A 21,217-nucleotide genomic window follows, 5' to 3' on the forward strand; every position below is an offset into this window, starting at 1 on the left:
CGACCCCGCGCGCACCAGCCCCGCGCGCAAGCGCGCAAGCGCGCCCGCCGGGCCCGTCAGGCCGCCGGCCGCCGCGGCACCACGAGCGGCGTCCCCGTCTCGGGGTCGGCCACGACGACGCACGGCAGGCCGAACACGTCCTCGACGAGGTCGGCCGTCACCACCGAGGCCGGCGGGCCCGACGCCACGATCGACCCCTCTCGCATCGCGATCACGTGGGTGGCGTAGCGCGCTGCCTGGTTGAGGTCGTGCAGCACCGCGACGACCGTCCGACCGGCCGCGTGCAACGCCGAGGCGAGCTCGAGCACGTCGTACTGGTGCGCGATGTCCAGGAACGTGGTGGGCTCGTCGAGCAGGACGATGTCGGTCTCCTGGGCGAGCACCATCGCGATCCAGACACGCTGACGCTGCCCGCCGGACAGTTCGTCGACGCTGCGGTCGGCGAGCGACACGGTCGAGGTCTGCTCGAGCGCGGCCTGGACGGCTCGGCGGTCGGAGCCCGAGGACGGGTGCAGCAGGTCCTGGTGCGGGAAACGCCCGCGGGACACGAGGTCGCGCACGGTGATGCCGTCCGGTGCGATCGGGGTCTGCGGGAGCATCCCGACGCGGCGCGCGACGGCCTTCGGTCGGAGGGACGAGATCGGCGCCCCGTCGAGGTACACGGTGCCGGCCGTCGGCTTGAGCGTGCGCGCGAAGGACTTCAGCAGGGTCGACTTGCCGCACGCGTTCGGCCCGACGATGACCGTCAGCTCACCGTCGGGGATGTCCACGTCGAGGGAGGACACCACGACACGGTCGTCGTACGCGAGCGTCAGGCCGCGGGCACCGAGCGCGGTGACCGGCACCGGCGCCGACCCGAGGGCCGAGCCCGCAGCAGTACCGGCAGCACCCGCCGCACCGGCAGCACCCGCCGCACCCGCCCGCCCGGCAGCACCGCTCAATTCTCGGCCTTGCCGTGCCGCCAGTACCCCATGAACGCGACCTGCTTCCGGTCGAGCCCGACCCCGCGTACGAGGTGCCGACGGAGTTCCTTCACGCAGCCGGCCTCGCCCGCGATCCAGGCGTAGACGGGCCGCGACTCGCCCCCGGTCGGGACGTCCCAGAGCACCTGCTCGTCGACGTCCACGTCGACGAGGTCGGAGCGGTCGCCGCACGCCGCCGCCCCCGCCGCGACGGTGGAGGCCCAGGCGTGCACCTGGTCGGTCATGCGGACACCGTGCGAGGCGCCGTTCCGGGCGATCCAGCGGACCTCGACCCCGGCGGGCGCGGTCACCGGCAGCCGGTCGGCGTCGGTCGGGACCTCGATGAAGACGTGGCCGACGGTCGCGACGTCGAGGGTCTCGAGGATGGCGCAGATGGCCGGGGCCGCGGTCTCGTCACCGGCGAGCAGGATCCGGTTCGCGGCACCGGGGTCGAACTCGGCCGCACCGGTCGGGAGCTCCGCGGGCGACGACGGCACCGCCGGCCCGACGATCCGCAGTTCCTCGCCGACGTGGCAGGACGACACCCAGCGCGAGGCGGGTCCGGTGTCGCCGTGCGCGACGAAGTCGATGTCGAGTTCACGTGCGTCCGGGCGGAACGAGCGGACCGTGTACGTGCGGAGCGGGTTGCGGATCGCGTCGGGCAGGGCACGCCAGGCGGCGTACCAGTCCTCGCCGTCCGGCAGGTCCGTGAAGCCGTGCCCGGGGATCGGCAGCACGATCTTGATGCGCTGGTCGAGGCCGACCGACGAGAACTCGGCGAGGGCGTCGCCCGTCAGGGTCACCCGGACGAAGTGCGGGGTGAGCGACGTGACGGCCGCCACGCGGACGGAGAAGACACGGTACCGGGCTGCCACGACGGCAAGTATGGCATGCCTTACCTAAGAGCCCCAAGGGTCCGCACGGTGCGAGGATCGTCCCCGTGCCCGATGCCGACGACGAATTCGCTGACCTGGCCGACCTCGCCGACGCGAGCGGCGTGACGGCGCCGATGCGCGCCTCCAGGCAGGTGGTCCGCACCACGGACGGACAGGAGATCGCCGCGATCCGCTGGGACGCGGACCAGGAGGCGCGGATCACCTACCTGCACGGGCTCGGTATCGACGCCCACAGCTTCGACCAGACCGCGCTCGCCGTCGGCGAGCCGGCGGTGGCCGTGGACCTGCCCGGCCACGGCCGGTCCGGATGGCGCTCCGATGCCGACTACGGAGCCGGCGCGACCGCACCGAGCGTGCTCGCTGCCCTCGACGCGCTCGGGGTCCGGCCCGGGATCGTCGTGGGGCACTCCCTCGGCGCGATCCTCGCCGCACGGCTCGCCGCCACCGCGCCGGAGCGCGTCACCGGACTCGTGCTCGTCGACATGTCGCCGGACTTCGCCCAGCGCGCCGTCGACCGGATCGCCCGCGCACTCGAGGCCGAGGAGCCGTTCACGTCGCTCGACGAGGTCGTCGACCGCGCCGTCGAGGCCCGCGTCGGCGACGACCGTGCGGTGCTCCTGCGCGAGGCACGCCACACGACGCGGCTCGGGGCCGACGGGCGGCTCGTGCGACGGCACCACTTCCCGCACCTCCCCGCCGGGCACACCTCGTCGGTGGGACGGTTCGCGGACGCGTGGCCGGACCTCGAGAGCCTCGACGTCCCGATCCTGCTCGTGCGTGGCGACCGCGGCTACGTGTCGCCGAAGCTGCACGCGCAGTTCGCCGAGCGCCTGCCCGACGCCGAGATCGTCACGGTCGAGGCGCGGCACGCCGTGCAGAACCAGGCCCCCCTCGAACTGGCCGCAGCGATCCGGGCATGGGCGGAACGTAACGGTTTGTTGCACCGGATCGAAGAACCGTCGCCGGACGGCACCCGCCGCCGGTAACCTCGTGCGAGCGCCGCGGCAACCGCCGCCACCGCGCCCGGAAGGAACCCACAACCCATGAGTCCGCTCCTCCCCCGCCGCACCGCCCGAACCGGACGTGTGGCCCTCGCCGCCACCGCGGTCGCCGTCGTCTCAGCGTTGGCGCTGACCGGCTGCTCCGGCTCGTCCTCGAACACGGACAGCGGCACCGACGCCACCGTCCGCGTCGGTCTGGTCCTCGAACCGACGAGCCTCGACATCCGCACGCAGTCCGGTGCCGCACTCGACCAGGTCCTCATCGACAACGTCTACCAGGGGCTCGTGGGTCGCACGGCGGACGGCGACGTCCGCGACGTGCTGGCCTCGAAGCACGAGGTGTCCGACGACGGCCTGACGTACACGTTCACGCTGCGCGACGGCACGACGTTCCAGGACGGCAAGGACGTCACCGCCGCCGACGTCGTCTGGTCGCTCGAGCAGGTCAAGTCGAACGCGTCGTACGTCGACTCCGCGCAGCTCGCGAACGTGACGTCGATCACCTCGCCGTCCTCCGGTGTGGTGGAACTGAAGCTCGCGAAGCCCGACTCCGACCTGCTCTGGAACCTCACGGGCCGCGCCGGTCTCGTGCTCGAGAAGGCGGCGAAGAACGACCTCTCCGACACGGCGAACGGCACGGGCCCCTACGAGGTCGCGAGCTGGAAGCAGGGCGACTCGCTCACGTTCGAGCGGAACGCCGACTACTGGGGCACGAAGGCCAAGGTCGCCAAGGTCGTCTTCCGGTACATCACGCAGCCGTCCACCGCGGTGAACGCCATGGCGAACGGCGACCTCGACGTGCAGACCGCCGTGGACGGCACGCTCAAGAGCCAGCTGCAGAACACCTCGGGCATCACGCTGCACACCGGCAAGACGACCGACAAGTACACCCTCGCGTTCAACGACCAGAAGGCGCCGTTCACCGACAAGCGCGTGCGCCAGGCGATCCGGCAGGCCATCGACGCGAAGGCGATCATCAAGGCGATCGGCGGCACCGGTGTCCCGCAGGGCGGCCCGATCCCCGAGCTCGACCCGGGCTACCAGGACCTCACGGACATCGACGCGTACGACCCCGACAACGCGAAGAAGCTCCTGGCCGAGGCGGGTCACCCGAAGCTCGACCTGACGCTGACCTACGCGAACATCTACTCGGCGACGATCGGCGACGTGCTGAAGTCCCAGCTCGCCGACGTCGGCATCACCCTGACGGTCAAGCGGGTCGACTTCGCCACCTGGCTGTCGCAGGTGTTCGAGGCGCCGAAGAGCGGCACCCGTGACTTCGACCTGTCCATGGTGAACCACGTCGAGGCGCGCGACTTCGGCAACTGGGCGAACCCGGACTACTACTTCGGGTACGACAACGCCGACGTCCAGTCGCTCTACGCCGACTCGGTCGCCGCCACGAACGAGGCCGACAAGGTCGCGGACCTGCAGAAGGCGGCACGGATCGTCAGCGAGGACGCCGCCGGCGAGTGGCTCTACACGGCGACGTCGATCACCGCCGTGCGGAGCGGCGTCACGGGCTTCCCGTACGACGGCACGAACTCGCGCCTCGACCTGTCGAAGCTCGCCGTCAAGTGAGGCGGGCGCGGACCACGGCTCCCGTAGCATCGGTGTCGTGACCCGGTTCCTCATCGGGCGGGTGCTCCTGCTCGTCGTCGGCCTGCTCGTGGCCAGCGTGATCATCTTCGCCACGCTCCGGGTGCTGCCCGGCGACGTGGCGCAGATCGTCGCGGGCACGCAGGCGTCGCCGGCGCAGGTGGCCGAACTCCGGCAGCAGCTCGGGCTCGACCGACCGGTCGTCGTGCAGTACCTCGACTGGATCGGTGGGCTCTTCCGCGGGGACCTCGGGCGATCGCTCGTCACCGACGGGCAGGTCGCGCCCGAGATCGCCCAGAAGCTGAGCGTCACGCTGCCGCTCGCGGGCATGTCGCTCGTCGCCGCGCTCGTGATCGGGGTCCCCCTCGGCGTGCTCGCGGCGGTGCTGCGGCGTCGCCCGGGCGGGGTCGTCATCGCGTTCGTGGCACAGGCCGTCGCGGCGATCCCGGTGGTCTGGGCCGGGATGCTCCTCGTCGCACTGTTCGCCGTCACGCTGCACTGGCTGCCGACCCAGGGCTTCCCGCTCGACGGGTGGGACGAACCCGGTCGGGCGTTCGCGGCGCTCGTCCTGCCCGCCCTGACGATCGGTGCCGTCGAGGGGGCGGTGATCCTGCGCTTCACGCGGTCCGCGACGCTCGGGGTGCTCGACGCCGACCACGTCCGCACGGCGGCGGCGATCGGGCTCACGCGGACGCAGTCGCTCGTGCGGCACGGCCTGCCCTCGGTGGCGTTGACCGTGTTGGCGGTGCTCGGCGTGCAGATCGCCGGGCTCCTCGTCGGGGCCGTCGTCGTCGAACAGCTCTTCTCGCTCCCGGGCGTCGGACGCATGCTCGTCACCGACGTCGGGCGCCGTGACATCACGAAGGTGCAGTCGGAGCTGCTCGTGCTGACCGGGCTCGTGCTGCTCGTGGGCTTCGCCGTCGACGTCGTCCACCGCACGCTGGACCCCCGACAGCGCGAGGTGTCCGAGTGATCCGCCGTCTCCTCGCCCGGCCGACCGGGGTCTTCGCCGTCGTCGTCCTCGGCCTGCTCGTCGTCCTCGCTGCGGTGTCGCTCGTGTGGACGCCGCAGGACCCCTTCCGTGCCGACCCCTTCCACCAGTGGGAGCCGCCGAGCCCCGCGCACTGGTTCGGCACCGACGCCTCCGGCCGCGACATCGCGAGCTACCTGCTCGCCGGCACCCGCACGACCGTGCTCGTCGCGGTGGGCTCGGGTGTGATCGCGAGCATCGTCGGCATGGTCCTCACCGCGATCGGCTCCCTCACCGCACGGTGGGTGCGCGAGGGCACGGCCGTCCTGCTCGACATCCTCGTGGCGTTCCCGACCCTCCTCACCGCGATGCTGCTCACCGCGATCGCCGGCGGGTCGCTCGGCGTCGTGATCGTCAGCGTCGGCCTGTCCTTCGGGGTCACGATCGCCCGGGTCGCCCGCGGTGAGATCCGCCGGATCGCCCGGAGCGACTACGTCACCGCCGCGCGGGCGTCGGGCGTCGGTGGTGCCGGGGTCCTGTTCCGCCACCTGGTGCCGAACGCGGCGCCGCTGTTCACCGTGCAGCTCTCGCTCGCGATGGCGACCGCGGTCCTCGCCGAGGCCGGGCTGTCGTACCTCGGCTACGGCGCCGGGTCGAACACGGCGTCGTGGGGCAGCATGCTCTCGGACCTGCAGACCTACATCGGCGTGCACCCGTGGAGCGCCACCTGGCCCGGTGCGGCGATCGCACTGGTCGTCGCGGCGCTGTCGCTCCTCGGCGACGCCGTCCGCGACGCGACGGACCCGCGCCTGACCACGAACGACCGCGCGTCCGGGGACGCACCGGCGCCCCGCACCCCCGACGACCCCGCCACGACGACCACGGGGGTGACCGCATGAGCGACGCGACCACCCCGGCTACCGACGCCTCCGGGCTCGAGGTGCGCGGCCTGACGGTCCGCATCGACCGTCGGACGATCCTCGACGACGTGACGTTCACCGTGCCTCCCGGCCGCCGCGTCGGCGTCATCGGCTCGTCCGGATCCGGCAAGTCGATGACCTCGCTCGCGCTCATGGGACTCGAACCGACCGGGGCGACCGTCACCGGCAGCATCCGCTTGGACGGGACCGAGCTCGTCGGCCTGCCCGACCGCGATCGCGCACGCCACCGCGGCGCCGGCATCGGCATGGTCTTCCAGGAACCCGGCACGGCGCTCGATCCGCTCCGTCGGGTCGGCGCGCAGATCGCCGAGCCGCTGCGGCTGCACCGCGGGCTCGACCGGCGTGCCGCGGCGGCGGCCGCGCTCGACCTCGCGGTGGGTGTCGGACTGCCGGACCCCGAGTCGCTGCTGCGGCAGTACCCGCACCAGCTCTCGGGCGGGCAGCGACAGCGGATCTGCATCGCGATGGCGATGGCCGGTCAGCCGTCGTACCTCGTGGCGGACGAACCCACGACCGCGCTCGACGTGACGACCGAGGCCCGCATCCTCGAGCTCTTCGAGGGCCTCACCGCGGGCATGGTCTTCGTCACGCACGACCTCGCCGTCCTGGCGCGGATCGCCGACACCGCGGTGGTCCTCGACGCCGGCCGGGTCGTTGAGCGCGGATCGGTCGCGGAGCTCCTGGCCGCCCCGCAGCACCCCGCGACGGCCGCCCTCGTCGACGCCGCCCGCGCCACCGCCCGTCGTCCTCGTCCGTCCGGAGGCTCCGCATGACCGACGTCCTGCACGCATCCGACCTGCACCGCACCTACCGGCTCCCCCGCCGCGGCCCGTTCGAGCCCGGCCCGGTCCGGACCGCGGTCGACGGCGTCGACCTGACGGTCGCTCCCGGCGCACGCCTGGGCATCGTCGGCGAGTCCGGGTCCGGCAAGTCGACGCTGGTGCGGCTGCTCGCCGGTCTGGAGGCGCCTTCCGCAGGCACCGTGACCGCCTCCGGTCGACCGGTGGTGGCGTCCGGGTCCGCGGCCGCGATGCGCTGGTTCCGTCGCGAGACCGGGGTGGTCTCCCAGGACCCGTACGCCTCGCTCGACCCGCGGATGCGCGTGGGCGCGATCGTCGCGGAGCCGTTGCGAGCGCTGCGGATCGACGGGTCGCACGCCGCGCTCGTCCGGGACGTCCTCGCGCGCGTGGACCTGCCGGCCGACGCCGTCGACCGGTACCCGCACGAGTTCTCCGGCGGGCAGCGGCAGCGCATCGCGATCGCCCGGGCCGTCGTGCACTCGCCGCGCATCCTGTTCGGGGACGAGCCGATGAGTGCGCTCGACGTGGTGGTGCGGGCCCGCGTGATCGAGCTGTTCCGGTCGCTCGCCGACGACCTCGGGCTGACGCTGGTGCTGGTGTCGCACGACATCGGTGTCGTGCAGCGGCTGTGCGACACGGTGGCGGTGATGTCCGCGGGGCGGATCGTCGAGCACGGGCCGGTGTCCCTGCTCGACGCGCCGGAGCACCCGGTGACCCGTGCCCTGGTGGAGGCGGCGCCGACGCTGCCGTAGCGGCGGAAGTGTGCGACTCCTGTTCGACCGGGCGCGAGTCCTTGCCCACGGCGCGGGACACTCGGGAGCATCGACGTGCATCGATCGCTTCTCGAAGGGGAGAACGCATGAGCACGTCGAACGACATCACCAGGCGGACGGCACTCGGACTCGGCATCGTCGCCACCGCATCGGCCGCGAGCGGGGTCCTCGGAGCCGCGCCGGCCTCGGCGCACGGACGGCCTGGTGCCGCCGGGCCCGGACCGGGGCACGGGCACGGCCGTCCACACCTCGCCGCCACGGTCTCGAGGGAGTTCGAGGCCGACACGACCACGCTGCTGAAGAACCCGCTCAACGGCTGGGCGCTGTACGGCTCGTCCACCCCGTCGGCCGACTACTGGACGCAGTACGACGACGTCCCGGTGCCTGACGGCACCGCGATCACCGTCTCGGACCACGCCTCGGTGCTGTACATGCGGGTGTCGTGGACGATCCTCGAACCGTCCGAGGGCGTCTACGGATGGGACACGGACGCAGCCTTCGCGGGCATCCTCGCCGAGGCCCGCCGCCGGGGACTCCGGCTGGCGTTCCGCGTGGTCGTCGACAGCCGCGACAAGGCCTCCGACTTCACACCCGCATGGGTCCGTGCCGCGGGAGCCGCCGGGTACGAAACGCAGACCGGCAGCAAGACGGTCTGGTCGCCCTACCCGGACGACCCGGTGTTCCAGGCGAAGTACGCCGCGTTCATCGCCGCCTTCGCCGCGGAGTACGACGACCCGGAAACGACGGACTTCATCGACGGGTACGGCCTCGGCAAGTGGGGCGAGGGGCACTCGATGCTCTACCGGGACGCCGCGAACCGCGAGCCCGTGTTCGACTGGATCATCGACCTGTACCAGCGACACTTCACCACGGTGCCGCTGGCGCTGAACTACCACCGGATGATCGGCGGTGCGAAGGACTGGGGCACGCCCGACCCCGAGAGCGAGCGCATGCTCGACGGTGCGTACGAGAAGGGCTACGTCCTGCGACACGATGCCTTCGGGATGACCACGTACTACTCCGACTGGGAGAAGTCGATGGCCGCGAAGTGGCGGTACCGGCGCCCGATCATCATGGAGGGCGGCTGGGTCACCGGCCAACACGACGTCACCCAGGACCCCCGCGGCTACGAGACCGTCGCCGACGTCCGGCAGGGCGAGTTCGACGACTCCGTCGAGGCCCACGTCAACATGATGGACCTCCGGAACGGCGAGACGCTCTCGTGGTTCACCGCCGAGACGTACCCGCTCACGCAGCGCTTCGAGGCCGAGGGCGGGTACCGGCTGTACCCGTCGAAGGTCGTCGCGCCCGCCGTGGTCCGTGCCGGTGACACCGCGACGATCACCCACGAATGGACGAACCTCGGCTGGGGGTTCCTGCCGACGAACCTGCCCGTGTGGCAGCACAAGTACAAGGCCGCCTTCGCACTGCTCGCGGCGGACGGGACGCCTCTCCGAGTGTTCGTGGACGCGGCGTCCGAGCCCTCGGACTGGCTCCGTGGTGCACCGACCTCGTACTCGTACACGCCGTCGGTCGCCGGCGTCGCACGCGGCGCCCACCGATGGGGCGTGGCGATCGTGGACACGACCCGGTCGGACACGCCGGCGATCGCGCTGGCGGCGCACGGGACGACGACCAACGGCTGGCTCGTCGTCGGGGACGTCACGGTTTCCTGAACCACTGTGACCGTTCCGGTTCGAGATCCCCGGGATCTGCGAACCGGAACGGTCACGAGCTCGGCGCGACCAGGAAGCGCAGCGCCTGTGCGACCAACCGCCGGTGCTCCGGCGAGGCGAACGACGCCCCGGAGTGACCGAGACCGTCGTAGACCGTGACGCCACCGCCGGGCCGGTCGTGCACCCAGACGAGCGGGTGTCGGAGGCCGTCGTGCTCGTGGTCGACCAGGACCCGGACCTCCGACGAGACACGCTGGTGGGAGTACCGCTCGTCGTCGAGGGAGAAGTCGCCGAGACCCGCCGTGACCGGGTGCTGGTCGTCGACGACGTGCACGGTGCACGGTCCGGCCGGCGGGTGCATCGTCCCTCCGCGGACCCACACGCCACCGAGGGCTCGTTCCCAGTCGTCGTCGCCGGCGAAGGACGTCGACGACACGTGCACGGCCAGCATCGGCACGCGGCTCCCGAGCATCCGACGGAACCCCGGGTCCGCAGCGGGCAACGGCACGGGCAGGCCGTCCCGCGGCAGGCCGAGATCGACGACCACGAGTGACGGCAGCGGGCCGTCCCGGAAGGACTCGAGCGTCCGGTCGACGTCCGGCGACGACGAGAGCGCGATCCCTGCCTCGGCTGCGATCGCCGTCAATGCAGCGGTCGTCTCCGCGAAGGGGTGCCAGGGGTCCGTCCACCGTCCGACCCCGCCGAGCAGCACCGCGGTCACGCAGCGGCCCGGCTGATGCGGACGGTGTGCGACCCCGCGGGCGCGGGCGCGTGTTCGACGAGCAGGACGCGGTGGAGCGCCGCACCCCAGGCTGACCGCAGCTTCTCGTCGTCGAGCGCGCGTCGCTCGGTACGGACCGCGAACCGCGTGCCGTCGACCCCGAGGTGCGCCGCTCCGACCCGCAGGCCGCCCGGGACCACGACGGGTTCGTGCAGGGTCAGCAGCACGAGCGTCATCACGCCCGGTGCCGAGAACGCCCACTCGTCGTGCAGCTCGACGACCTCGGCGGCCCGGTCGAGCGAGGCGACCCGCACGGCACGCACCAGCCCGGACGCTGCCGGGTACGCCGCGGTGAGGTCCGTGGACAGCGCTGCTCGATCGCCGTGGTCGACGAACGTGGTGCCGGTGGCCCGGAACGACTCGCCCTCGCGCTGCTCGACCCCGTTCGGCATCGGCACGCTGTGCCAGCTCGACCGCATGGTCCAGATGCCGTACCGGTGCTCGGGCATGAAGGTCTCGCGTCGGTACACCCCGACACCGGCGTCCACGACGACGGGATCGCCGTCGAGCGAGACGATGACGGACCCCACGTCGTTGTGGTTGTGGCTGACGGCGTTGTGCCCGCCCTTCGCCGACAGGAAGAAGGCGTCGGAACGGGCGACGGCCACCTCGGTGCCGGGCAGGTACAGCGCGGTCGGCATGCCGGGCGCTGCGGGGCCGTCGTCCTGCCAGCCGGGCGTGCGGAGCTCCGCGAGGGTGCGGCGGAAGAGCGCAGCGAGCTGACCGTCGAAGCGCAGCGCGTGCTGGCGCCCCATCCACCGGGCGTGCCGGACGACCTCGTCGTCCCCGACCCGGGCACCGAAGCGGGCGAGCAGGTACCAGTTCGCGTTCTCGGGCAGCACCGGCGAGCCGTCGGAGTGGTTGACCTGACGGTGGGCGTCGATCTGCATGCCCATCGGGAACCGTGCCGTGGCCGCCACCGGCTCCACGACGAAGCCGTCGAAGGCGCCGTCGGTCAGCTGCTCGACCAGGTCGAGGGCCTCGAACAGGGTCGCACCCGCCCACCACCAGTACGTCGCACCCTCGTCGCAGCTGCCGTCGGCGTCGTACCCGGCCCGGAACCGGTCGAGGATGACCAGCGCACGGTCGATCGTCGTCTCCAAGCGTCCGGCCTCGGGTTCCACCACCGCGGCGCAGACGAGCACGTTCGACACGATCCACGGAGCCCAGTTGTTCGGCGGACCGTCGACACCGTGCCAGAAGTACTCCTCGCGCTCCCACGGGTCGAGGACGCGGCGGCGGATCTCGTGGTGCACGTGCGCGCGGATGCCCGGTGCGTCACGCTCGAGCCGCTCACCGGCGATCGTGTCGATCACCGCGAGCATGCCGCCGACGTACGCGTCGGACAGGTCGAGCACGTCACGACCGGGCACCGGCAGGAACGGCCGCTCGCCGCTCTCCGGCAGCGCGTAGTGCGACGGCAGGCACCACGCGCGCAGCTCGCAGATCCGCCAGACCTGGTCGGCGAGGACCGTCGCCCACTCCTCCTCGTCGGTGACGGCGAGCGCGAGCGCGGCCGTCGCGGCCGACTCCAGCAGGTTCCGCTGCGCGCGCTCGTACGGCTGCCGGTCGCCGTCCCGGCTGTAGCGCGCCCAGAGCGACAGGGTCGGGAACGCGACCGCGGCGGCAGCGCGGCGGTCCCTCGCCACGGCGAGCAGCGCCTCCTGGTCCACTGCCGCCACATCAGCCCAGGCAGCGCGGTCGGTGACGGGAGGCGCGGGTCGCCACGTCCTCGGACGGAGCGCCCGGCGGGCGGTCGCGGTGAAGCGCTCGGTGAAGGTCGGGGCGTCGACGGTGACGGTCATCGGGGTTCCAGTTGTCAGGCCTGGACGGCGAAGCCGTCCGGGACGATGGGGTCGGTGAAGGCGCCCGTCGCGGCGAAGGCGATGGTCTCGCGCACCGCGTTGTCGGCCAGCCTGCGGAGCTCGTTGCCGAGGGAGCCCGCGATGTGGGGCGTGATGAACGTGTTCGGCGTCGAGCGGAGACGAGCGTCCGAGGGCAGGAGCTCGGGTTCGGTGACGTCGAGCACGGCGGCGAGGTCGCCGCGCTCGAGCCGGTCGGCGAGGGCGTCCTGGTCGAGGATCGCTCCGCGGGCGGTGTTCACGACGGTCGCCCCCGGTCGAAGCAGCCCGATGACACGCCGGTCGATCAGCCCCCGGGTGGACGGCAGCAGCGGCGCGTGCACCGTCACGATGTCGCTCGTGGCGGCGAGGGCGTCGAGGTCGACCGCCGTGACGCCGAGCAGCGCGGCCTCCTCGTCGTCGAGGTAGGGGTCGCTGACGAGCACCCGGACGTCGTGGGACCGGAGCCGCTCGATCACCGCCCGGCCGACCCGGGACGCACCGACCACCCCGACGGTGATCCCGTGCATGCCGACGACCGGCCACGACCCCTCGACGTCGACGGGCCCGGAGGCGGACCCGAGGGCGGCGGCGGTCGCGAACGCGCGTTTGGCGGCGAGGACGATCACCGCGACGGTGAACTCCGCGACCGGCACAGCGTTCGCGCCGGCGCTCGAGGTCACCGCGATGCCGCGGGACCAGACGTCGTCGTCCACCACGGGTTTGACCGACCCGGCGGAGTGCGCCACGGCGCGCAGTCGCGGCATCCGGTCGAGCCGGCGCGCGTCGAGCTCCGGGCTCCCCCACCCGGTCACGAGGACCTCGACCTCGGCGAGGAGCAGCGCGTCACGCGGGGCATCGGGGTCGAGCGGGCGATCGGCGAGGAGCCGGACCGCATCGGAGGCGTGGAGCGCAGCGAGGTCCCCGTGGTCGAACACCCGCGCGAAGGTCGTCTCCGGCATCACGAAGGCGACGGGCACGCTGCCGGGTTCCCGCGCGGGCGCGGCGTCGGTCGCCCGCGGTTCGGCGCGGTCCGGGCGGGGGTCGGAGGTCATCGTCGGCGGCTCCTCGTGTGCGGTCGGCGATCACCATGCCAGCGCCGGGGCGTGTTCGATGTCAAGGACGACGACACGAACGCTCACGAAACGAACACCGGTGCGGCCGAGGATCCACGGACGCTCAGCGTCGGGGTGAGGGTCATGTGCCGTCTGGCGAACCTGCTCTGCGCCGTGGCGGAGATGCGTTCGAAGCACATCGTCGCGGCGAACCGCCCGACGTCGTTCTTCGGCGGTGCGACCGCGGTGAGCGGGACCCCGGCGAGCGCGGCGACCTCGTCGTCGTACGCCACCACGGAGAGGTCGCCCGGGATCGTCAGACCCATCTCGGTGACGGTCTCGACGAACTCCACGGCGTAGTGGTCCGAGTGCACGAAGACGGCGGTGGTCCCGGTGTCGATGCAACGTCGGATGAAGGCTCGTGTGGCGTCCCCGACCGCGTTGGTCTCGTCGATGAGCTCGACGGGTGCGTCGGTGGCGAGGTCGAGCTGGCGGACGCTGCGCTCGTAGCCGGTGCGGAGCTGCGGGGTCGTCGGAGTCTCGAACACCGCCATGCCGATCCGCCGGTGCCCGAGCGAGGCGAGGTGGCGGAGGGCGAGGCCCGCTCCGGCCTCGTGGTCGCTCCGGACGGACTCGAGGTGCGTCCCGACGGGTGCCTCGGTGACGGCGCGCTCGACGACGACGACGGGCATCGGTGCCTGGTCGAGGAGTTCGAGGGTGCCGACCGCGTCCGCGACGGTGGTGGTCACGAGCAGCCCGTCGACCCCGGCGGCGATGAGTCGTTCGACCTGCTGCCGTTCGCGGACCGGGTCGTACCGGGACACCCCGAGGACGACGCGCCCGCCGAGGGCCTCGGTGCGCTCGGCGACACCGGCGACGATCTTCGGGAAGTAGTAGCCCGGGTCGGGGACGACGAGACCGAGGGTGAACAGCGCGTCGGGCTCGGTGGAGTTCCGTGCGGTGGGCTCGGGTCGGGGTGCGGGCCGGTGCGGCGCCCCGGCCGTGGGGAGTGTCTCGACCGAGACCGCGCCGCCGTGCACCCGTCGCACGAGTCCTCGGTCGGCGAGTTCGGAGAGGTCGCGGCGGACCGTCATCGCTGAGATGCCCTCACGCTCGGCGAAGTCCGAGGCGGACAGACTGCCGTGGACGCGGAGTTCCGCCAGGATGCGTTCCTGCCGTCTGGTCGGGTGCATCGTCGCTCCCATGTTCGTTTCGTGTGCGGGTGAATACGCCCGCTTGACCGTCATCATACGGACGTCCCAGGATGACGAAACCGCCGCCCGAGGTCCGGCCGCGGACCCCAGCCACGTGAGCGAAGGAGCCACATGAGCGCGACGATGGTCGACCCGACCACCGAGTCGCGGACCGTCCGGTCCGACGGCGTCCCGGTGGCCCGCAAGGTCCCGTTCACCGCGAGGTTGCGACGGGACTACCCGCTGCTGGTCATGGTCGCGCCGGCGGTGGTCCTGCTGCTGTTGTTCGTGTACGTCCCGATGCTCGGGAACGTCATCGCGTTCATGGACTACCAGCCGTACATCCCCATCGCGCAGAGCCCGTGGGTGGGCCTGTCGAACTTCCAGGTGCTGTTCGTGGACCCGGACTTCTGGCGCGCGACGTTGAACACGCTCGAGATCACGTTCATCCAGCTGGTGTTGTTCTTCCCCGTGCCGATCGCCCTCGCGTTGCTCATCCACTCACTCGTGTGGCCGTGGCTGCGGGCCACCGTGCAGTCGGTCCTCTACCTGCCGCACTTCCTGTCGTGGGTGATCGTCGTCGGGTTCTTCCAGCAGTCGCTCGGCTCCGGCGGTGTCGTGAACCACGCGCTCCGGCAGCTCGACGTCGGGACGATCAGCGTGATGAGCGACCCGGGGACGTTCAAGCTGCTGCTGACGAGCCAGGTGATCTGGAAGGACGCCGGCTGGGGGACGATCATCTTCCTCGCGGCCCTCGCGGCGATCGACGACAACCTGTACGAGGCGGCCGCCATCGACGGCTCGGGCGCGTGGAGCCGGTTCTGGCACGTGACGCTGCCCGGTATCCGGCCGATCATCGTGCTGCTGCTCATCCTGCGGCTCGGCGAGGCGCTGTCCGTCGGTTTCGAGCAGATCATCCTGCAACGGAACGCGGTGGGGGCTGATGCCGCCGAAGTGCTCGACACCTACGTCTACTACCACGGGGTCGTCGACGGGAACTGGTCCGCCGGCATCGCCGTCGGCCTGATCAAGGGCCTCGTCGGGTTCGTCCTCATCATGGCGGCGAACAAGGCCGCCCACATGCTCGGTGAACAGGGAGTGTATTCGCGATCATGAGCACCATCGTCCGTCCGGTCTGGGCAGGGAAGCCCAAGCCCGTGGTCCTCGCGCTGAAGGCCGTCGCGATCGTCCTGATCCTCGCCGTGGTGCTGTTCCCCTTCCTCATCGTCTTCTCGACGAGTGTGTCGAGCCAGGCCGACGTCACCGCAGCGGGCGGCTACGTCGTGTGGCCGCGGTCGTTCGACCTGTCCGCCTACGTGCAGATCCTGTCCGGTGGGGTCGTCACCCGCGCCGTGGTGGTGACGCTCCTGGTCACGATCGTCGGCACGGCGATCAGCCTCGCGTCCACCGTCCTCGCCGCGTGGGCACTCAGCCGGCAGGGATCGCTGTTCCAGCGGCCGCTGCTGACGTTCGTCCTCATCACGTTCCTGTTCGCGCCGGGGATGATCCCGCTCTACCTGATGGTCAAGCAGCTCGGGCTCCTCGACAACTACTGGGCGCTGATCCTGCCGAGTGCGTTCAGCGTGTTCAACATGGTCGTCGTCCGCGGCTTCATGATGAGCATCCCGCAGGAGCTCATCGACAGCGCGAAGATCGACGGCGCCGGCGAGTTCCGCATCCTCTGGCAGATGGTGCTGCCGCTGTCGCGCGCGGTGATCGCCGTCGTCGGGCTGTTCTACGCCGTCGGGTACTGGAACGCGTTCTTCAACGCCCTGCTCTACCTGTCGGACTCGACGAAGTGGACGCTCCAACTGGTCCTCCGGACGTACGTCCTGCAGGGATCGAGCCTGGTGTCGGGAGCCGGCTCGGACGCGTCCATGCAGCCTCCGGCGGAGTCGATCCAGATGGCGGTCGTGATGATCGCGATCATCCCGATCCTCGCCGCCTACCCGCTCGTCCAGCGCCACCTCACCAAGGGTGTCCTGACCGGCGCCGTCAAGGGTTGACCGGCCCTGCCGACACCACCCTCCACCCGAACGCTTCAAGGGAGAAGCCATGACCGACACGACCACCAGCGGCCTCAGCCGACGCACACTCCTCTCCGGCGCCGCCTTCGGCCTCGTCGCCATCGGTGCGACGGGCGGACTGACCGGCTGCTCGACCGGCGGCACCGCCGCGACCATCTCCGACACGGTGGCCGCACTGCCGACGTACGTGCCGATCATGAAGGGCCCGAAACCCGACCTGCCGGGCAACGACGTCGTGCAGCCCGTGTACTACACCTACCCGCAGGACAGCGAGCTCTTCACCTCGGTGAGCGGGAAGGTCGCCGACGGATCGAAGACCTCGGGGTTCGTCGTCACCTACACGGCGCCACCGCCCGCCGACAACTCGTTCCTCGACTACATCGGCGGCCTGACGAACACCGAGTACGACCTGACGTTCGTCCCCGGCGACTCGTTCGACACGAAGTTCGCCACCATGACCGCGGGGAACGACATCCCGGACATCGTCGAGTTCCTGACCTTCGCGATGCCGCCGCGCTTCCCGCAGCTGCTCGACGCGAAGTTCTCGGACCTGTCGGAGTACCTGTCGGGTGACGCCGTGAAGGACTACCCGAACCTCGCGAACATCCCCACCGCGTCGTGGCGGAGCGCCCGCATCAACGGGAAGATCTACGGCGTCCCGGAGCACCGCCCGCCCTTCGGATCGGTGATGGTCTGTCGGCCTGACCTCATCGAACAGCTCACCGGTGCAGCCCCCGCGCCGAAGGACAAGGACGAGTTCACCGAGCTGTGCAAAGCCGTCACCGACACCAAGGCCGGCCGCTACGCGATCGCCGGCGGTGGCGGGTCGAGCGGCGTCGACTGGTCCTACGACTTCATCGGCGCGGCCTTCGGCGTCCCGAACCAGTGGAAGCAGTCCGCCGGCGGGAAGCTCACGCACAAGAACGAGACCGACGCCTGGCTCGAGACGCTCTCGTACATCAAGAAGCTCTGGAACCTCGGCATCTACCACCCGGACACGCCGAGCCTCGAGAGCGCCAAGGCGAAGACGTACATCAACAACGGCACTGTGCTGATGCACCTCGACGGGATCTCCGCGTTGCTCGACGTCACGATGCCGAAGGGGATCGTGACCGGCGGCATCGTGCCGTTCGGCGCCGACGGTGGGAAGGGCGCGAACTACCAGGGCTCGTCGAGCTTCTCGTTCGCCGCGCTGAAGAAGACGACCCCGGCGAAGATCCGCTCCCAGCTCCGGTTGCTGGACTACCTGTCGGCACCGTTCGGTTCGCGAGAGGCCTTCACCCTCACGCACGGCAAGAAGAACGTGCACTTCACCGGCAGCGGGCCCGACGCGGTGCTGACGAAGAGCGGCGAGCAGCTGATCAACGCCAGCTCCCTCTACCGACTCGCCGCGGGCCCGCAGGTGCTCAACACCGCGGTGCGCATCGACGAGCAGCTCCGTCAGTCGCACAAGTGGCAGGTCGCGACCCAGGACATGCTCCTCAAGAACCCGGTCGACGGCTTCTACTCCCCCTCGGCGACGTCCACGCAGTCCGCCAACCAGGCGTTCAACAGCGTCTGCAACGACTACGTACTCGGTCGGACGAACCTCGCCGCCGTCAAGGCCGGCGTGACGACGTGGACCGCGGCCGCTGGCGACAAGATGCGCAAGGAGTACACGGAAGCGATGGAGAAGCAGGGCTGAGCAACGCGGGCGAGCGGCCGGTGTGCGGACTCGGAACGACACCGTCGACGTCGTACAACAGCGAGGATGTCGTCCTCCCGCGCCTGCAACTGTTGCGCACGCGCACGAGCGACGTCACCGATGTCGTACGACGTCGACGATGTCGCACCGACTCGTCAGCCCGCCGCTCGCCTCCGACCGCCGACCCCCGCCGGCCCCCGGCCCGCCCGACGACGGGCCCGGACTCACCACCCCGCCGGGTGCCGCCGCTGCCACCGCAGCCGTCGCTCGAGCTGCGCGCCGATCGCCAGGAGCACCCGCTCGCCGCCCGGTCGCCCGATGAGCTGCACGCCCATCGGCAGCCCGGCCCCGTCCGGGTGTTCCTCGTCCGTCACCCCGACCGGCAGCGTGATCGCCGGCAGCCCGGACACGTTCGCCATCGACGTCCACGGCGAGTAGGCGCACTGACGGCGGAAGTCCTCCTCGGGGTCGGACCCGTACCAACCGAGCGGCCTCGGCGTGAGCGCGAGCGTCGGGGTGAGGACGGCGTCGAACCGGTCGAAAGCGCCGATGAGCGACGCCGAGAACGTGTCGAGCGCCGCCATCGCGTCGAGCACCTGCGTGCCGGTCAGTGCCCGGCCCCGGTCGACGAGCCACGACACCAGCGGTGTCAGCTCGGAGCGATCGATCCCCGGCACCGTCGGCAGCCGCGCCGCGGAGCTCTCCCACGCGACGCGGAACGCCGCAGCGTAGGGAGCGCGGGGCATCCGGACGTCCTCCACGCCGTGCCCGACCTCGCCGAGCACCCGGACGGCGGTCTCGACGGCGGCACGCGCCGCGGGGTCGATCACCACGTCGACGGTCTCGTCCCACGGGGAGCCCTCGAGGAGGCCGACGACGAAGCGCCCCTCGCCCCGGACGGCGGCTGCGGTGAAGGGCCCCTCCCCGACGTCGGGCGTGACCAGGGCGTACGGCTGCGGTTCCGGCAGACCGGTCGGCGACACGAGTGCGTCGAGCAGCATGCCCGCGTCCGCGACGTTCCGCGTGATCGGCCCCGCGACCGACAGCCCGCCCACGCCGGATCGCCCGGGCATCGACGGCACCCGTCCGCGGCTCGGCTTCAGCCCCACCAACCCGGTCGCCGCTGCCGGGATCCGGACCGAGCCTCCGCCGTCCGATCCGACCGCGGCCGGCAGGAGTCCGGCGGCGACCGCGACCGCAGCCCCGCTCGACGATCCACCGGGCGCACGGCTCGTGTCGTAGGGGTTCCGGGTCACCCCGAACCTGGTCTCCGACGACGAGGACATCCCGAACTCGGGCGACGCCGTCTTGCCGAGGCTCACCGCACCGGCGGCGTCGAGCGCGGCGACGAGCGGGTGGTCCGCGTCCGCGGGGCGTGCGGGCAGGCTCGTGGTGCCGTTGTGCGTGGGGACCCCGGCACGGTCGTAGAGGTCCTTGTCGGCGGACGGGAGGCCCCACAGCGGCCTCGACGTCGGCACCCGGTCGCCCAGGTGCTCGGCCCGGTCGCGCGCGGCGTCCGCGGTGACCGTCACGAAGGCGCCGAGCTCGGGGTCGAGCCGCGCGATCCTCGCCAGGTAGTGGTCGGTCACCTCGAGCGCGGTCGCCTCACCGCGTTGGATCCAGTCCCAGAGTTCCTGCGCGGTGAGGTGGTGGAGTTCGAACACGAAACCCCAGCCTAGACACGACCGGAATTCTCCCTGAGCATCCGTTCAGTGACGTGTCCCTCGTTCGGGGGCCGATCGGGCGGGTTCCCCGAGCCGTCCTCACCCCGAGCCTGGACGATCCACCGGCAGACAGCGGACCGGGCGGGTTACGGTTCCGCGTCGCACCACCACACCTCAGGAGGAACGGGCCACGTGTTGACCAGGGACAACGACAGGGAACACCACGGGGGTACGGGGACAACAGGGGCAAGAGGCGTCACCGGGACGCTCAGCAGCAGGACGGACGGGTCAGGACACGTCGGATCGTCGCGGGCGTGGCGATCGTCGCGGGCGGTGCCCTCGTGTTCGGACTCTCGCAGCACGCGAACGAGACCGATGCCGCCACCCGCACAGCGGCGACGGAACGCACGGCGACCGAGGCGCCGAGCAGCGCGCCCTCCGCCACCACCACGACCCCGGTCCCGACGACCGCTCCGCCGTCGGCGTCTCCGTCGGCTCGGCCGTCGGTCGTGTCGGGTCGGATCACGGCACGGCCGTCGGCGAGCGCCACCGCCACGCCGGCACCCGCCGCCGCAGCCGCGAGCTCGTCGACCGCCTCGACCACGTCGACCTCGATGCCCCGGGGCGACGTCACGTCGAACGGGCGGACGTGGAAGCAGACCTACGCGGAGGACTTCACCACGGACGCCGGGCTCGGCAGCGTCCTGGACACCTACCCGCGGCTCGGGGCGTACTCCGGCTACAGCGACACCAGCGGCCGCGGGTACTACGCACCGGACAAGGTGCTCAGCGTGTCGAACGGGAACCTCGACTTCTGGCTGCACTCGGAGGGCGGGCAGCCGCTCGTCGCCACGGTGCTGCCGGACGACTACGCCCCGCATACGACGGGCCGCGTCTCGATCCGGTACAAGACCACGAACACGGACGGCTACAAGTTCGTCGGGATGCTCTGGCCGAGCAGCAACGACTGGAACGAGGGCGAGATCGACTGGCCCGAGGGCGACCTCGGCAGCACGGTCCGGCCGGCCTCCGCGATCCCGGGCAGCATGAGCGACGGCGTGATGACGTTCGACAGCTCGATCGAGCAGCACACGACGTCGACGCAGAGCAGCGGCTACCACGTCGCGACCACCGAGTGGGACCACGGCGAGGTCCGGTTCTTCTGGGACGGCACGCTCGTCTCGACGACGCGCAGCGCGGTCCCCACGACCCCGATGCGGGTCACGCTGCAGGCGGAGACCGCCATCGGCGGCTCCGTCCCGACGTCCGCGAGCGGGCACGTCGACGTCGACTGGGTCTCGATCTGGGACTGACCACGATCTGACGGTCGCAGTGCGGGACGGGAAGCGGGGGG

18 protein-coding genes are annotated in these 21,217 nt (G+C 71.6%); 11 read left to right on the forward strand and 7 right to left on the reverse strand.

The window, feature by feature from the left end; translation table 11 throughout:
• Positions 1 to 56: 56 nt before the first annotated feature.
• Both Q7F20_RS04955 and Q7F20_RS04960 read right to left on the reverse strand, forming a co-directional pair.
• A complete protein-coding gene (locus Q7F20_RS04955; protein ID WP_305739042.1) occupies positions 57 to 845 on the reverse strand; it encodes an ABC transporter ATP-binding protein in 789 nt (262 codons plus the stop codon).
• Between the two features lie 92 nt (positions 846 to 937).
• Positions 938 to 1,837, reverse strand: a complete 900-nt coding sequence (locus Q7F20_RS04960; protein WP_305739002.1) for a siderophore-interacting protein — start codon at positions 1,835 to 1,837, stop codon at positions 938 to 940.
• Between the two features lie 65 nt (positions 1,838 to 1,902).
• On the opposite strand from Q7F20_RS04960, the gene Q7F20_RS04965 reads away from it, so the two are divergent.
• The 7 genes from Q7F20_RS04965 (at position 1,903) to Q7F20_RS04995 (ending at position 9,618) form a co-directional block, all read left to right on the forward strand.
• Positions 1,903 to 2,844, forward strand: a complete 942-nt coding sequence (locus Q7F20_RS04965; RefSeq protein ID WP_305739003.1) for an alpha/beta fold hydrolase — start codon at positions 1,903 to 1,905, stop codon at positions 2,842 to 2,844.
• Positions 2,845 to 2,901: 57 nt separating this feature from the next.
• Positions 2,902 to 4,440: an ABC transporter substrate-binding protein gene (locus tag Q7F20_RS04970; RefSeq protein WP_305739004.1), complete on the forward strand. Its 1,539-nt coding sequence runs from the start codon at positions 2,902 to 2,904 to the stop codon at positions 4,438 to 4,440.
• Positions 4,441 to 4,477: 37 nt separating this feature from the next.
• Positions 4,478 to 5,431, forward strand: coding sequence for an ABC transporter permease (locus Q7F20_RS04975; RefSeq protein ID WP_305739005.1), 954 nt, complete (start codon positions 4,478 to 4,480; stop codon positions 5,429 to 5,431).
• Positions 5,428 to 6,327 carry an ABC transporter permease gene (locus tag Q7F20_RS04980; RefSeq protein WP_305739006.1) on the forward strand — a complete coding sequence of 300 codons (900 nt, stop codon included), beginning with the start codon at positions 5,428 to 5,430 and terminating at the stop codon, positions 6,325 to 6,327. Before Q7F20_RS04975 ends, Q7F20_RS04980 begins: the two co-directional genes overlap by 4 nt.
• Positions 6,324 to 7,142 carry an ABC transporter ATP-binding protein gene (locus Q7F20_RS04985; protein ID WP_305739007.1) on the forward strand — a complete coding sequence of 273 codons (819 nt, stop codon included), beginning with the start codon at positions 6,324 to 6,326 and terminating at the stop codon, positions 7,140 to 7,142. The genes Q7F20_RS04980 and Q7F20_RS04985 overlap by 4 nt, the downstream gene beginning before the upstream one ends.
• Positions 7,139 to 7,921 (forward strand): ABC transporter ATP-binding protein, encoded by a 783-nt coding sequence (locus Q7F20_RS04990; protein WP_305739008.1) that lies wholly within the window; start codon positions 7,139 to 7,141, stop codon positions 7,919 to 7,921. Before Q7F20_RS04985 ends, Q7F20_RS04990 begins: the two co-directional genes overlap by 4 nt.
• Positions 7,922 to 8,028: 107 nt before the next feature.
• Positions 8,029 to 9,618: a DUF4832 domain-containing protein gene (locus tag Q7F20_RS04995; RefSeq protein WP_305739009.1), complete on the forward strand. Its 1,590-nt coding sequence runs from the start codon at positions 8,029 to 8,031 to the stop codon at positions 9,616 to 9,618.
• Between the two features lie 52 nt (positions 9,619 to 9,670).
• Here the strand turns inward: Q7F20_RS04995 and Q7F20_RS05000 are convergent, their stop codons facing one another.
• The 4 genes from Q7F20_RS05000 to Q7F20_RS05015 all read right to left on the reverse strand — a co-directional run bounded on the left by Q7F20_RS05000 (position 9,671) and on the right by Q7F20_RS05015 (position 14,500).
• Complete coding sequence (locus Q7F20_RS05000) at positions 9,671 to 10,339, reverse strand: ThuA domain-containing protein (RefSeq protein ID WP_305739010.1); 669 nt, start codon at positions 10,337 to 10,339, stop codon at positions 9,671 to 9,673.
• Positions 10,336 to 12,204 carry a heparinase II/III family protein gene (locus tag Q7F20_RS05005; protein ID WP_305739011.1) on the reverse strand — a complete coding sequence of 623 codons (1,869 nt, stop codon included), beginning with the start codon at positions 12,202 to 12,204 and terminating at the stop codon, positions 10,336 to 10,338. Before Q7F20_RS05005 ends, Q7F20_RS05000 begins: the two co-directional genes overlap by 4 nt.
• Before the next feature lie 14 nt (positions 12,205 to 12,218).
• Positions 12,219 to 13,295, reverse strand: a complete 1,077-nt coding sequence (locus tag Q7F20_RS05010; protein ID WP_305739012.1) for a hydroxyacid dehydrogenase — start codon at positions 13,293 to 13,295, stop codon at positions 12,219 to 12,221.
• Positions 13,296 to 13,378: 83 nt separating this feature from the next.
• On the reverse strand, positions 13,379 to 14,500 hold the full coding sequence (locus Q7F20_RS05015) for a substrate-binding domain-containing protein (protein WP_305739013.1): 1,122 nt from the start codon (positions 14,498 to 14,500) through the stop codon (positions 13,379 to 13,381).
• Positions 14,501 to 14,620: 120 nt separating this feature from the next.
• On the opposite strand from Q7F20_RS05015, the gene Q7F20_RS05020 reads away from it, so the two are divergent.
• From Q7F20_RS05020 to Q7F20_RS05030, 3 genes are read left to right on the forward strand one after another with little or no spacing between them, the layout of a single operon-like run.
• The gene (locus Q7F20_RS05020; RefSeq protein WP_305739014.1) at positions 14,621 to 15,604 is read left to right on the forward strand and encodes a sugar ABC transporter permease; all 984 of its coding nucleotides are present in this window, start codon (positions 14,621 to 14,623) and stop codon (positions 15,602 to 15,604) included.
• The gene (locus Q7F20_RS05025; RefSeq protein ID WP_305739015.1) at positions 15,601 to 16,494 is read left to right on the forward strand and encodes a carbohydrate ABC transporter permease; all 894 of its coding nucleotides are present in this window, start codon (positions 15,601 to 15,603) and stop codon (positions 16,492 to 16,494) included. The genes Q7F20_RS05020 and Q7F20_RS05025 overlap by 4 nt, the downstream gene beginning before the upstream one ends.
• A gap of 49 nt (positions 16,495 to 16,543) precedes the next feature.
• Entirely contained in the window at positions 16,544 to 18,199 is a 1,656-nt protein-coding gene (locus Q7F20_RS05030) for an extracellular solute-binding protein (RefSeq protein ID WP_305739016.1), read from the forward strand.
• Between the two features lie 224 nt (positions 18,200 to 18,423).
• Here Q7F20_RS05030 and Q7F20_RS05035 read toward each other — a convergent pair whose 3' ends face one another.
• Positions 18,424 to 19,863: an amidase gene (locus Q7F20_RS05035; RefSeq protein WP_305739017.1), complete on the reverse strand. Its 1,440-nt coding sequence runs from the start codon at positions 19,861 to 19,863 to the stop codon at positions 18,424 to 18,426.
• Positions 19,864 to 20,177: 314 nt separating this feature from the next.
• Here Q7F20_RS05035 and Q7F20_RS05040 point away from each other — a divergent pair, with 314 nt between their 5' ends.
• Positions 20,178 to 21,176, forward strand: coding sequence for a glycoside hydrolase family 16 protein (locus tag Q7F20_RS05040; protein WP_305739018.1), 999 nt, complete (start codon positions 20,178 to 20,180; stop codon positions 21,174 to 21,176).
• The last annotated feature ends 41 nt before the right edge of the window (positions 21,177 to 21,217 follow it).

Origin of the sequence: Curtobacterium sp. A7_M15 (assembly GCF_030705415.1) — a bacterium.
In the GTDB taxonomy this organism is placed as follows: domain Bacteria; phylum Actinomycetota; class Actinomycetes; order Actinomycetales; family Microbacteriaceae; genus Curtobacterium.